This is a genomic window from Blautia sp. SC05B48 (assembly GCF_005848555.1).
Lineage (GTDB): Bacteria > Bacillota > Clostridia > Lachnospirales > Lachnospiraceae > Blautia_A.
Window position 1 is genome coordinate 1,823,322 of the sequence record NZ_CP040518.1, and the last position, 14,324, is coordinate 1,837,645.

A 14,324-nucleotide genomic window follows, 5' to 3' on the forward strand; every position below is an offset into this window, starting at 1 on the left:
CTGCCCGGTATTTCAGCATGCGTAATACCGGGCAGTCATAACTATTGGAGAGAGCTCATGGATGAGGAAAAAGAAAAAATGAAAACAGGCAAAAAGTTGGTCATTGCACTGATCATGGTCCTGCTGATCCTTACAGCAGGGGCTTATGGATATGGTGTACACTATTTTACAGATCATTTTCTGCCGGGATCTCAGGTGAATGGTTTTAACTGCTCTTATAAAACTGCGGATGAAACAGAAAAGCTTCTTGCAAAGGAAGTGCAGGCATATGTCCTTACCGTTGAGACAAGAAACAACGGAAAAGAGAGCATTACCGCAAAAGAAGCCAGCCTGGTCTACAAGCCGGATGGCGGAGCCAAAAAGCTGATCAGGAAACAGGACCGGTACAAATGGTTCCTTGCTTTTAATCAGAAGAAAAAATATACACTGGCAGCGGATACTGCTTATGAAGATCAGAACAAGCTGACAGAGGCTGTGAAGAACCTGAAATGCATGCAGAAGGACAATATGGAAAAGCCTGAAGACGCATGCATTAAGGATAATGGCGAAACCTACGAGATCCAGCCGGAAAAAGAAGGAACGACCCTGGATACAAAAAAGGTTCAGAAGGTGATCCGTGCAGCTGTTTCCGCAGGAGACAAAAAAGTCAGTCTGGAAAAGAAAAACTGCTACAAAAAACCATCGATATATAAAGACGATGAAGCTCTGAAAAAAGACTGTGACCAGATGAACAAGCTTACCAGCTGCGTGATCACCTATGATTTTTCGGACCGGTCTGAACAGCTTGATCGAAATACCATCAAAGACTGGCTGGTCAGGGACGCAAACGGAGATTATATAGTAAACAAAGACCAGGTTGCAGCTTATGTGAACAGCCTGGGATATAAATATGATACCTTTGGCTGCACGAGGACATTTACCACCTACGATGGCCGCCAGAAAACCATCAAGGGCGGTGATTACGGATGGGCTATCGATCAGACCACAGAGACTGAATGGCTTTATAATGCCATTCTTGCAGGAACCACAGAAGTGAGACAGCCGGCTTATGCTTACAGTGGACTTTGCAGAGATACCAATGATATCGGAAATACATATGTAGAGATTGACCTGACCAACCAGAGAATGGTATTCTATAAAGACGGACAGCTTCTGGTAGATACACCGGTAGTTACCGGCTGTGTCCGAAAGGGCCATTCCACACCAACCGGATGCTTTGCACTGGATGCCATGCGTTCACCGGCAGTTTTGAAGGGACCTGGATATGCATCACCGGTTACATACTGGATGCCGTTTTCCGGAGGAGTCGGAATCCATGACGCAAGCTGGCGTTCACAGTATGGTGGGCAGATCTATATCACAAATGGTTCTCATGGCTGTGTAAACACCCCGAAGGATAAGGCGGCAATCATTTATAATAATATTAGTGTAGGAGTACCGATCGTAGTTTATGAATAAGAGATTAAAAGAAATATTAAAAGAATACGAAGAAAGAAAACACAAGATCATCAAGGGAGATGAAAGTATGAATATCGTTGTATTGGCAGGCGGAACCAGTACAGAAAGAGAGATTTCCATCGTAACAGGAACAGGTGTCTGCAAGGCACTTCGTAAAAAAGGCCATAATGCCATTCTTGTAGATATTTTCTGCGGACTGGAGCCGGTGGACTGGGATGAGCCCTTTGGAGATAAAGATTATGAGGTAGATTCTGCGGCAGAGTATATGAGAAGCTTCGATGATGATATCGAAGAGATCAAACGCACAAGAAGAAGCTTTTTCGGACCGAATGTACTGGAATTGTGTCAGGCAGCAGACATTGTATTTATGGGACTTCACGGTTCCAACGGAGAGGATGGAAAGGTTCAGGCAACCTTCGATCTTCTGGGAATCCGTTACACAGGAACCGGATATTTAAGCAGTGCCCTTGCTATGGATAAGGGTCTCACTAAGAAGATCTTTCTCATGGATCAGGTACCGACACCGAAGGGCGTTTCCATGCTGAAAGAAAACTGTACAAGAAACATCCATGATCTTGGTATGGAATTTCCTGTTGTTGTAAAAACATGCTGCGGTGGTTCAAGCGTAGGTGTTTATATTGTAAACAATCAGAAAGAATATGAGGATGCCATTGATGGTGCTTATTCTTATGAAGATGAGGTAGTTGTTGAAGAGTATATCAGGGGCCGTGAGTTTTCCGTTGCAGTTGTAGACGGAAAGGCTTATCCGATCATCGAGATCGCACCGAAGCAGGGCTTTTATGATTATAAGAACAAATATCAGGCAGGATCCACAGTAGAAACCTGTCCGGCTGAGATCTCACCGGAACTGACTGAGAAAATGCAGCATTATGCGGAAGCTGGCGCAAAGGCTCTCTGCATTGAAGGCTATGCACGTTTTGACTTCATGATGAAAGAAAACGGTGATATGTACTGCCTGGAGGCAAACACACTTCCGGGAATGACACCCACCAGTCTGATCCCGCAGGAAGCAAAGGTCCTGGGAATCGACTATCCGGATCTCTGTGAAGAACTGATTCGCATTTCTTTTAAGAAATACAGAAAATAAAATATCTGACCGTAACTCCTCCTGTTGTCAGGAGGAGTTTCTGGCAAAAGAAAGGATTTTATTCATGAAAAATCTTACATTGGAAAATATCACAAAAGTCTGCAATGGTATTTACCACGGCCCGCAGGAAAAACTTCAGGAGGAAGTGACTGCGATCACAACTGACAGCCGTAAGGTGGAAAAAGGAGGTCTTTTTGTACCGGTAGTAGGAGAGCGTGTGGATGCTCACTGTTTTATCCCGCAGGTAATGGAAGCAGGTGCACTTGCAACCTTATCCGAGAGAACTCTTGAAGGAGCGGATCATCCGTATATCCAGGTAGGTTCCTCCCTTCAGGCAGTAAAAGACATTGCGGAGTTTTATCTGGAGCAGCTTGATATTCCTGTTGTGGGAATCACAGGAAGCGTTGGAAAGACCAGCACAAAAGAGGTGATTGCCTCTGTGCTGAAGGAAAAATACCGTACACTGAAAACTCAGGGGAATTTCAACAATGAGCTGGGACTTCCACTGACAGTATTCCGCCTTCGTGATGAAGATGAGATCGCAGTTCTGGAAATGGGGATCAGTGATTTCGGTGAGATGACCCGTCTTGCAAAGATCGCAAAACCGGACACCTGCGTGATCACAAACATCGGAACCTGTCATCTGGAAAACCTTGGGGACAGAGACGGCGTCCTGAAGGCAAAAACAGAGATTTTTCAGTATGTGAAGAAAAATATCGTACTTAACGGTGATGATGATAAGCTCTCCACAGTAAAGGAATACAACGGTATGCAGCCGGTATTTTTCGGAAACGGAGAAAATGCTTCTGTTACCTGTGAAAATGTGGAAAGCCGTGGCCTGAAGGGAATGAGCTGTGACATCTGTCTGAAGGGAAAAATGGCAGAGAACGGAGAACTCCAGACATTTCATGTAGATATTCCAATGCCGGGACGTCATATGGTATCCAATGCGCTGGCAGCAGCAGCTGTGGGCAGACTTTACGGACTGAATGCAGAGCAGATCAAAAATGGCATCGAAAGCCTGGAACCGGTCAGCGGAAGATTCAATATGATCGAGACCGATAAATTCATGATCGTAGATGACTGCTACAACGCAAACCCCATGTCCATGAAGGCTTCCCTGGATGTTCTTCAGGACGGACTTGGAAGAAAGGTTGCCATCCTTGGCGATATGGGTGAGCTTGGAACTGATGAAGCTGCACTTCATGAAGGTGTAGGCGTTCATGCAGGTCAGTGCAGGATCGATGCATGCATCTGCGTAGGACCACTTGCAGCCCATATCGCGGAAAAAGCATCTCAGACCAATCCGGACCTGACAGTCATCCGGGAAAAAGATCTGGAAAGCCTTCTTAAGAACCTGAACACATATGTGAAACCTGGAGATACCATCCTCGTAAAGGCTTCTCACTTCATGAAATTTGAAAATGTAGTCAAAGCACTGCAGGAAATGTAAAAAGACCGAAAACAGGGGCAGCATTTGACGAACGAAAATTCTTTCCAGTTAAGTTATATAGAAGTATAATATTCCTAAGGCGATGAGCAGTGCAGCTATAGAACAAAAGTACGCTCAGGTACTGTGCGGCAGTGAAAAAGGGAGGGCTTATGCTGGAGATGATCATGAAGCTGAACATCCCGCTTTACGTCATGACATCCATGGGATGTATCGGCGGTCTGGGGATGCTGGCAACAAACCTTACCTACCGAAGAATGATCCGAAATACGCAGCGATTACAGAATCTGAAAGAAAAATGGCTGAACCTGTGGAAGTCAAGGGACAGGCTCTGGCATCGGATGAACCGATTTGTGTGGTATCCGTCACTGTTTTGTACATTTCTTCTGGGACTGTCTGTTTTTCTCAACAGCAGACTGGGATACAGAGAAGGATTGCCTATGCTTTATCTCTATATAGGGGCAGCAGTGCCGGTAGTACTGCTTCTTCTTCGTCAGGCATTGGACTTTTCTTATAAGGAAGAGCTTGTGATGGCTTCTCTTGCAGATTATGTGGAACAGGTCCGTACCTGGGTAGAGGAAGTACCGGTCGCAGAAAAACCGGATCCTGTTTTGCAGGAAGAGATCGTAGATAAGATCACCAGAAGTATCCGTCAGACGGCTGCTACCGGAAGCCACTTCAGCAAGATGCTTTCTCCGGAGGAGGAAGAGATCATGCGGGAGATCATACGGGAATTTATGAATGCAGAGTAAGAACAGAACCTGTTATATCTGAGAAAATACTGACATGCGCATAAGGATATTCCTGAATAAGGAGAGCGGATGCAGTGATTTCCAGAAATGCTGCAGATTAACCGAATCAGGTAAGTCCCCTGCCTCAATTGCGAAAAGCAATAAGCAGCGGAGGGCTTGAGGATATCCGCTTGACGAAATATATACTTACAAAAAAACTCTCCGGCAGATACGATTCTTTGTATCCGCCGGAGAGTTCTTTTATGTATGCAGTTGTGTAAGATAAGGAATTTATCAGCTATACCGCCTCAACCCATGGAGATCGGGCCGCCACGGAGCTTGCCGGCTGTGGTGATCCTCTTGATCGCAACCATGTAAGCTGCCATACGGAGCGTTACATTTTTCTCCTGGCTGAGAGCATAAACTTCATTAAAGGCAGTAAGCATGATCTTCTGAAGCATCTTGTTAACTTCATCAAGATCCCATGTAAGGTTCTGGATGTTCTGTACCCACTCGAAGTAGGAAACAACAACACCGCCTGCATTGGAAAGGATATCCGGGCATACGATGATTCCTCTGGAATTCAGGATCTCGTCAGCTTCAACAGAAGTCGGTCCGTTGGCAGCCTCGATGATCAGTTTTGCCTGGATGCGTCCGGCGTTATCTTCTGTGATCTGATTCTCAAGGGCAGCCGGGATCAGAACATCACATTTGCAGGTGATAAGGCCGTCATTTGTAACGTGGGAAACGCCCTCTGCCTCGTATTTATCAAGAGTATTTCCTTCGGAAATAAATTTGCGGATCGCAGGAATATCAAGTCCGTCCTCGCAGTAAAGACCACCGGTGTAATCACTGACAGCAACCACCTTCTGACCATTCTTATAAAAAATCTCAGCGGCAGTTCCGCCTACATTTCCCATACCCTGAACAGCGATAGCGGCGTGTGCAGGATCAACATGATTCTTTTCCATGCACTGATAAGCGATGATGGTAACTCCGCGTCCGGTAGCTTCTACACGGCCGACAGAACCGCCGATCTCGATCGGTTTACCGGTAACAACACCCGGAACAGTATGGCCTGTGAACATGCTGTAGGTATCCATGATCCATGCCATGACCTCACCATTTGTATTAACATCCGGAGCTGGGATATCCTTATCCGGTCCGATGATCGGAAGGATACGAGTTGTATAACGACGAGTCAGACGGATCAGCTCAGCTCTGGAAAGCTTGGAGGGGTCAACCTTAATACCACCCTTGGCGCCGCCGTAAGGGATATTTACAACAGCACATTTAAAAGACATCCATGCTGCAAGTGCCTTTACCTCGTCCATGTCGGAATTCTGATGGTAACGGATGCCGCCCTTGCACGGTCCACGTGCGCTGGAATGCTGAACACGGTATCCCTCGAATACTTTAATAGAACCGTCATCCATACGGATTGGGATAGAAACCTTAAGCTCACGCTCCGGGTAGCAAAGTGTTGCGTAATCTTCATAACTGAGACCAAGTGCCTCTGCAGACTGCTTCAGGACAGAGAGCATATTGTCGTATGGATTATACTTTTTATCTGCCATTGTTACCACTCCTTTGAAAATAAATATTTTTAATTTTGGTATTAAGAATAATATTATTCATCTGATGAACAGAGTATATCATAATGAATTTGAATAGTAAATAATTTTATTCATTAAAATATATATAAAAATATTTATATTCTTTTGGGCGTTTTTACATAACCATATGTTAAAATAAAAACAGTGCATAACAGAATAGAATGTGAACATTCGATTTACTGCTTTACGACAGATGTATCAAGTATAAAATCAGTAAGACCAGGAGGATATTTCATGGAAAATCAGTTACAGAAGCTGATCATTTCAGCACAGCTGACACCAAAGGAAAAAGAAGTTGCAGACTATGTTCTTGAAAATCTGCAGAAATGCTGTTTTATGACGTCAACAGAGCTGGCCGGGGTGCTGAATGTGAGCTATTCCTCCGTGATCCGGCTTACCAAGACACTGGGCTTTACCGGGTATCCGGACTTTCAGAATTTTCTGAGGGAGAGCTATGCGGAACAGTCCAGGGATGTGGATGCCGGAATCCTCATTCCTGCGGAACGTATCGAGGCGATCAAGAAAAAGGAGCACAAGGCAACGGTTCAGGATACGGTATGTGCCTATACTCTCAGCAATATCCAGAGTACCATCGCCGGCAATACCGAAGAACAGTACCGTAAAGCCACCAGTATCCTCATCAACAGCGATGTGAAATATATTTTTTCCTCAAGAGGATCAACCTGTGTGGGAGAATTTTTGAATACGATCCTCAGACAGACACTTCCTCATGTATATAATTACGGAAGTCATGGACAGAACATGTTTGATTTTGCCAGTGATCTGAAAAAAGGTGATGCTGCTGTTTTTATCACCTACTCCAGGTATTCCAGGCTGATGTATCTCACTGCTGAGATGGTACATAAGCAGGGGGCATCCATTATCCTTTTGACAGACAAGCCTACCTGTGAAACAGCCAAGTTTGCGGACGTGGTACTGACGGCCAGAGGCGACAGCAGTGAATTCTATAATTCCTATGTAGCAGGAATGTTTGCCGCAGAAATGCTCTGCGCTTATATATGCAGAGAAACAAACTACTCCAATCAGGAGCTGCTGGAGCGCATTGATGAATATACCTCCCAGATTGGGAATTTTTAAAAAAAGAGAACGCAGGATAAGCATTCGTGGCTTTCCTGCGTCCTTTTACATGTTACTCAGTCTTCCTCGATCACCTGGATCTCCAGGTAGTCGAATTCAATATGTTCAATGAAATTATCCTGATAAAAACGGGCCTTATCATGCTTTTTGAAATCCCGCACCGTGGCATCCAGCCAGATAGGATTTCCCAGATCCATTTGATAGCAGATTTCCTCAAGTCCGTGAAAAATCTTGTGGGTTCTGGTATCATCGCTGTCATCACAGACAACGGTGTCCTGAAGCATGCGATTGTCTTTCCATATTTTTCCCCATAAACGAAACATAAACAGTACCTCCGTATTGAAACTGCCACAGCCGGCAGAATATAAATATCCGTCCGATATGGTCTTCAGTATAGCGGATTTTGCAGGGAAAGTAAAGCACAGGGCAGCAACGCTTGTACGCAAAACAATGCACCAGGTATGCTCGCTTTTATTGACTAATGTGTAAAAATCCTCTATAATAAACGAAATTATGAAAAAAAGAATCATTACAGATTGGAGGAACCGAAATGAAACTTTACGATACCGGCGTTTATCTTCAGAACGGACAGGAAATCATTCCCGAGAACCAGGCTGATCTGCCTGTAGCGAAAGAAGAGGCTGCTAAGAATACCATCGCATATTCTATTCTTAAGGCTCACAATAAATCTGATAACATGGAGAAGCTTCAGATCAAATTTGATAAACTGACTTCCCATGATATCACATTTGTAGGAATCATCCAGACTGCGAGAGCTTCAGGACTTGAGAAGTTCCCGGTACCATATGTACTGACCAACTGTCATAACTCCCTCTGTGCAGTAGGCGGAACCATCAATGAAGATGACCACATGTTTGGTCTCACCTGTGCCAAAAAGTACGGCGGAGTTTATGTACCGCCTCATCAGGCAGTTATCCATCAGTTTGCAAGAGAAATGCTTGCAGGCGGCGGAAAGATGATCCTCGGCTCCGACAGTCATACAAGATACGGAGCACTTGGAACCATGGCTATGGGAGAAGGCGGACCGGAGCTTGTAAAACAGCTTCTCTGCCAGACATACGATATTAATATGCCAGGCGTAGTTGCTATTTATCTGAAAGGTGCTCCACGTCCGGGTGTAGGACCGCAGGATGTTGCGCTTGCCATCATCGGCGAGGTTTTTGCCAACGGCTATGTGAAGAATAAAGTTATGGAGTTCGTTGGACCTGGAGTTGCCAGCTTAAGCGCAGATTTCCGTATCGGTGTTGATGTTATGACAACAGAAACCACATGTCTTTCCTCCATCTGGCAGACAGATGCGAAGATCGAGGAATTCTATGCGATCCACGGAAGACCGGAGGATTACAAAGAACTGAAACCGGGCAACGTTGCATACTATGATGGCTGTGTAGAGATCGATCTCAGTGAGATCAAGCCAATGATCGCAATGCCGTTCCACCCGAGTAACACCTACACCATCGATGAGCTGAAGGCAAACCTTGACGATATCCTTGCAGATGTGGAGAAGAGAGCACAGGTAAGCCTTGACGGAAAGATTCCGTTCACATTGAGAGATAAGGTAGTTGATGGCAAGCTTTATGTTGAGCAGGGAATCATTGCCGGCTGTGCAGGTGGCGGATTTGAGAATATCTGTGCAGCAGCAGATATCCTCAAGGGCAAAAATATCGGCCATGATGCCTTCACCTTAAGTGTATACCCGGCAAGTACTCCGATCTACATGGAGCTGGCTAAGAACGGTGTTCTTGCAGAACTGATCGGAACAGGTGCAGTTGTGAAAACTGCATTCTGCGGACCGTGCTTTGGCGCCGGAGATACACCTGCAAACAATGCATTCAGTATCCGTCATACAACCAGAAACTTCCCGAACCGTGAAGGCTCCAAGATCCAGAACGGTCAGATTTCTTCTGTTGCACTTATGGATGCACGTTCCATTGCGGCTACAGCAGCAAACAAGGGATTCCTTACCTCAGCAGAGGAGTTTGGCGGAAGCTATTCCGAGCATAAATACTACTTCGATAAGTCTATCTACGATAACCGTGTATTTGACAGCAAGGGCGTGGCAGATTCAAGCGTAGAGATCCAGTTTGGACCGAATATCAAAGATTGGCCGGAGATGGCTGCACTTGCAGACAACCTGATCCTGAAGGTTGTTTCTGAGATTCACGATCCAGTTACTACCACTGACGAGCTGATCCCGTCCGGTGAGACATCCTCCTACCGTTCCAACCCGCTTGGACTTGCAGAGTTTACATTGTCCAGAAAGGATCCGGCTTACGTTGGCCGTGCAAAAGAGATCCAGGCAGCACAGAAGGCAATCCAGGCAGGTAGCTGCCCGGCAGAGGCTGTTCCGGAACTGAAACCGGTTATTAAAACCATCAACAAGACTTATCCGGATGTAGATAAGACCAACCTTGGCGTAGGAAGTACCATCTTTGCAGTGAAACCGGGCGATGGCTCTGCCAGAGAGCAGGCTGCATCCTGTCAGAAGGTACTTGGCGGCTGGGCAAACATTGCCAATGAGTATGCAACCAAGAGGTATCGTTCCAATCTGATCAACTGGGGTATGCTTCCATTCCTGATCCCGTCCGGAGATCTTCCGTTCAAGAACGGTGATTATCTGTTCTTCCCGGGAATCCGCAAGGCGGTTGAGGAAAAAGCAGATGTGATCAAGGGCTATACCGTTGAAGGTGATTCTTTGAAGGAGTTCGAGGTAACTCTGGGTGAGCTGACAGACGATGAGAGAGAGATTATCCTTAAGGGTTGTCTGATCAATTATAATCGTAAATAGATGCAGGGATTGAACATATGCAGAGCGTGAAGGCGTTGGAGCTGTGTTCATGAATATGCTGCAGAGAGGAATATAGTAATTTAAGAATTTCCGTATTGTTTTGCAGACTGGTGACCATTTTGATCAAGGTTGCCGGTCTGCTTTTTTACTTTTAGAGGTGTGGTTGTGGGAAGTTTTTAGGGTTGTGGATACTTATGACGATGCGGACACCTCACGCTGACATTCCCAGAGACAAATTCCAGCCTCGGTAAAAATATCAAGAAAAGCTCAACAAATGATGACCGTCTCAACACTCTTCGTTATTCAATTTTTCTTCTTCTTCGTTCTTTCGAATAAAGTTTATCTCAATCCCCTGCGAACATTGCAAAGTACAAACATTGTAAAGTACAAACATTGCAATGTTTGCAGGGCCAATGCAGTCACACAGAAATTTTTCTAACTAACTTTCCATGTTCGAAAGTCAGGGCGGGAAGGACGGGCGGGGCGGGTGACTCTGCAGGAGTCGTAGTACTTCTTAGGCCGCGGGGAGGCTGCGTTGCTGGAAAAATCCCAGCTGTTTGAGCGTCAGCGAGTTCTGGGATTTTTTCAGCGGTTTTAGCAGAATCCCTGCAGCCTTAGAAGCCTCACCCGCCCCGCCCGTCCTTCCCGACCGTCCGTTCGCAACATACCATCCCGTTCTTCACAACTTCACAATAGCATAAATTAACAGAAAATAATAAAAAATACAAACAAATTATAAAATATAAACACCTAACAAAACAAATAAATAAAAACAATAGCATAAAAACACAAAAATGTATTGACAAATACCCGCAACGATGTTATTATAAGACCATCAAAAACAACAAGAGAAAAATAAAAAAAGAAAATCATTCAATTCATAGCATAGATGCACATGAAGGATGAAGAAAGGAAAAGGTGATTCCAGTGGGAACATGAACAAACACCATCATCAATATGAGAGTGACAGGAACCGAATTTCCTGCAAGAAAGACCTGATACAGATCACATATGATACACCTTAAGAAAACAGAAGTTTCTTTTAGGAAATATAAATAAGATTCTCTTAAATCTTACTTATATTTTAAGAAATCAGAAACAAAAGGAAATCAGTATTTCAGGTAATATAGAATCGGTAACTCATATTGAACAACTGTCACACACCTGATACAAAGATTTTAGGAAATATGTAAAGAAATATTTCCCGAAAGAGTAAAACCCTCAACTCACCGGTTCGTTGGAAAGAAGAGATTCCAAGAACAAACGTGAAGATGAGAACGATACTTTGAAATGCATATCAGAACCATTAGGATATGGATTGAAGCTTTGCATCAGAAGAATATCTGAGAGGATATTAAAAACAGAAGAATCGGGCAGGAACTTTTTTCCAGGATACTTTAAAGAACTGCAGAGGAGAAAATCCCAATAGGTCGATTTGAATCAGCAGATCACAAAGTACAGAGATAACAAATGGTTTTGAATTTAAGAAGTTAAGTCCAGAATTGTTTAGTGAACAGGAAAAAGTATAACCACCGAAATTCTTCAGATAAACAGGAAATCAAACATCGTAAAAGATGATTTCCAATCTATAAAACTTTCTAAATAATCGAGGAGATATACTTACATATATCAGTCGTTTATGAGCAGGAAATAAAAAAGAAGAGAGAATCTGAAAAAGAAAAATTTCAAAATTGAATAAAGAGAATCGAAATTATTTTATAAAGTATATAAAATCAGAGATTTCGATTGATAAATATAATAAGTATAACAAGAAAACTTTATTCGAAAGAACGAAGAGGAAGAAAAATTGAATAACGAAGAGTGTTGAGACGGTCATCATTTTTGGAAACTGTAAAAGTAAAAAAAGTGATGACCGTCTCGTTGTGTATATAAGATTGCATATGTTAAGTATATAATCGTTCCGAAAAGCCCTGGATAAAATAATATGATCCGATCAGAGATCAAAATTTTCAATCAGAGATTTTCCGAACAGTTATATTTATCAGTTGCCATCAAAAACATCATCAGTTATACTTCTGTGAGAAAGGAAGTAAGATGAGAAAATATGTGGAATTATCAGATTGAAGAAAATATTTTATATGAAGACAAAGAAATCCTTGTGTGCAGAAAAACAGCAGGAATGCCGGTGCAGGCAGCAAAAATAGGAACAATGGACATGGAAAGTGCCCTGAAAAATTATCTGGTTAAAAAAACACCGGGGAAGATCCCATATCTGGGAGTAGTGCATCGCCTTGATCAGCCGGTAGAAGGCATTCTTGTATTTGCGAAAACATCCGAAGCAGCAGGAAATTTGAGTAAACAGATGATGGCAGGAGGCGCCGGAAAATATTACCTGGCAGTAACAGAGGGAAAAGCAAAGAACTCAGAAGGGACTCTTACAGACTATCTGAAAAAAAATGGAAAAGCCAACATGTCTCAGGTTGTGTCTGCAAATACACCGGGAGCAAAAAAAGCAATCCTTCATTATAAAGTTCTGGATCAGCAGGAGATAAACGGAAAATCCCGGACACTTCTTAAGATCAGGCTGGAAACAGGTCGACATCATCAGATCCGTGTGCAGCTCTCTCATGAGGGAATCCCCCTTCTGGGAGACCGGAAATATAATCCTTCAGGAGAAAAAGGTACATCACTGGGACTTTGTTCCAGTTGTCTGGAATTCAAACACCCCAGAACAGGAAAAATGATGAAGTTTGAAACAGAGCCACAGGGAAGCGCGTTTCTGGATTTTGTGAAAAAAATGTAAAAACTCTGGACGGAAATACGAAAAAGTGTATAATGTAAAAAGCAAGTAACCAAATGTAAGTTTTTTGTAAAGTATAAGTTACTGTGGACGGACAAGGCAGACGATAAAGAACAGTAACCAGCGAGGAAGAGGAGATTACAATGAAAAGAGCTGCAGTAGCGTCAGCAGCCTTGTTGGCTGTGGCAACCCTGCTGACAGGCTGTCAGAAAGAAGAAGTAGAAAAGCTTGTTGCACCGCTTGTAGCAGATGTCCAGGAAACCCCTGAAGCAACCGAAGTGGAAGAAGAAAAAAGCCCGCTGATCCCTGAGATCGATGACACTCTTTCTATTGAAGAAGGTGCCAGAATAGCTGTTGTCAGCAAAAGCAAAAAAGGTGAGTTCTGGAATAAAGTAAAAGAAGGAATGGAAGCTGCTGTCAAGGACGTAAATGAGGCGTACGGTTTCAAAAAAGACAAGCAGATCACGATGACCTTTGAGGGTCCGGATGATGAAGAGGACGTAGAAAGTCAGATCAATACTCTTGATGCAGTGATCGCTGAGAATCCATCTGTAGTGTGTCTTTCTGCCGGAGACATGGATTCCTGTCAGGCACAGCTGGAAGCAGCGAAAGAGAACGGAATCCCGGTGGTCGCATTTGATTCCAATGTCAGTGATACGAAGCTGGTCAGAGCTTTCCGTGGGACAGACAATACACAGATCGGCAAATATGCAGCATATAAGCTTGGCAGCGCCATTGGAAAAATGGGAAATGTGGCTGTTTTTTCTGCGCAGGAGAAAACACAGAGCGCTCAGGAACGTGTAAAGGGATTTCTGGATAATATTGCAAATTATACGGATATTAAAGTGGTGGAAACCGTATATTCTGACCAGGTTGATGATATGAAGGAAGCCATGAAGGAAGTTCTGGATAAATATCCGGCACTGGATGGTGTTTTCTGCACCAATGCCGAGGTTTCTGAAATGTTTCTGGAGGTAAATAAGGACACAGGAGAAAATAAAGTTGCTATGGTAGGCGTAGATGCAACCAGCAAACAGCAGGAAGCAATCCAGAAAGGGGAAGAACTGGGAGTGCTTTCCCAGAATCCTTATGCGATGGGATATCAGACCATGTGGGCGGCTATTCAGTCTACTGCACCGAAGAAGGAAACAAAGATTGATAAGAAGGTTTTACTTGATCCGGTATGGATCGATGCTGAGAATATCAAAAGCGAAGACATTACAAATTATCTGTATAATTAACAGATAATTTGTAATTTGGTCGGATGAGGCAGTTCACATTTATCACCTGTTC

The 14,324-nt window shown here is 43.8% G+C and carries 10 protein-coding genes; 8 read left to right on the forward strand and 2 right to left on the reverse strand.

Features of this window, described 5'->3' with window-relative positions:
- Positions 1–57 precede the first annotated feature (57 nt).
- The 4 genes from EYS05_RS08400 to EYS05_RS08415 all read left to right on the forward strand — a co-directional run bounded on the left by EYS05_RS08400 (position 58) and on the right by EYS05_RS08415 (position 4,768).
- The gene (locus tag EYS05_RS08400) at positions 58–1,458 is read left to right on the forward strand and encodes a L,D-transpeptidase family protein (protein ID WP_138276991.1); all 1,401 of its coding nucleotides are present in this window, start codon (positions 58–60) and stop codon (positions 1,456–1,458) included.
- A gap of 67 nt (positions 1,459–1,525) precedes the next feature.
- Positions 1,526–2,566, forward strand: coding sequence for a D-alanine--D-alanine ligase family protein (locus tag EYS05_RS08405; protein WP_118512768.1), 1,041 nt, complete (start codon positions 1,526–1,528; stop codon positions 2,564–2,566).
- A gap of 64 nt (positions 2,567–2,630) precedes the next feature.
- Positions 2,631–4,019 (forward strand): UDP-N-acetylmuramoyl-tripeptide--D-alanyl-D-alanine ligase, encoded by a 1,389-nt coding sequence (locus EYS05_RS08410; protein ID WP_138276992.1) that lies wholly within the window; start codon positions 2,631–2,633, stop codon positions 4,017–4,019.
- 149 nt (positions 4,020–4,168) lie between these two features.
- Positions 4,169–4,768 (forward strand): hypothetical protein, encoded by a 600-nt coding sequence (locus tag EYS05_RS08415; RefSeq protein ID WP_118512691.1) that lies wholly within the window; start codon positions 4,169–4,171, stop codon positions 4,766–4,768.
- Between the two features lie 287 nt (positions 4,769–5,055).
- Here EYS05_RS08415 and EYS05_RS08420 read toward each other — a convergent pair whose 3' ends face one another.
- On the reverse strand, positions 5,056–6,324 hold the full coding sequence (locus EYS05_RS08420; protein ID WP_138276993.1) for a Glu/Leu/Phe/Val family dehydrogenase: 1,269 nt from the start codon (positions 6,322–6,324) through the stop codon (positions 5,056–5,058).
- 273 nt (positions 6,325–6,597) lie between these two features.
- On the opposite strand from EYS05_RS08420, the gene EYS05_RS08425 reads away from it, so the two are divergent.
- Positions 6,598–7,461, forward strand: a complete 864-nt coding sequence (locus EYS05_RS08425) for a MurR/RpiR family transcriptional regulator (RefSeq protein WP_118512689.1) — start codon at positions 6,598–6,600, stop codon at positions 7,459–7,461.
- A gap of 56 nt (positions 7,462–7,517) precedes the next feature.
- Here EYS05_RS08425 and EYS05_RS08430 read toward each other — a convergent pair whose 3' ends face one another.
- Positions 7,518–7,784: a hypothetical protein gene (locus EYS05_RS08430; protein WP_015526267.1), complete on the reverse strand. Its 267-nt coding sequence runs from the start codon at positions 7,782–7,784 to the stop codon at positions 7,518–7,520.
- Positions 7,785–8,011: 227 nt separating this feature from the next.
- Between EYS05_RS08430 and EYS05_RS08435 the strand changes: the two genes are divergently transcribed.
- The 3 genes from EYS05_RS08435 to EYS05_RS08445 all read left to right on the forward strand — a co-directional run bounded on the left by EYS05_RS08435 (position 8,012) and on the right by EYS05_RS08445 (position 14,272).
- Positions 8,012–10,270, forward strand: a complete 2,259-nt coding sequence (locus EYS05_RS08435) for a hydratase (protein ID WP_138276994.1) — start codon at positions 8,012–8,014, stop codon at positions 10,268–10,270.
- A 2,065-nt stretch (positions 10,271–12,335) separates the two neighbouring features.
- Positions 12,336–13,034, forward strand: a complete 699-nt coding sequence (locus tag EYS05_RS08440; RefSeq protein ID WP_118512687.1) for an RluA family pseudouridine synthase — start codon at positions 12,336–12,338, stop codon at positions 13,032–13,034.
- A 140-nt stretch (positions 13,035–13,174) separates the two neighbouring features.
- A complete protein-coding gene (locus EYS05_RS08445; RefSeq protein ID WP_118512686.1) occupies positions 13,175–14,272 on the forward strand; it encodes a substrate-binding domain-containing protein in 1,098 nt (365 codons plus the stop codon).
- Positions 14,273–14,324 lie beyond the last annotated feature (52 nt).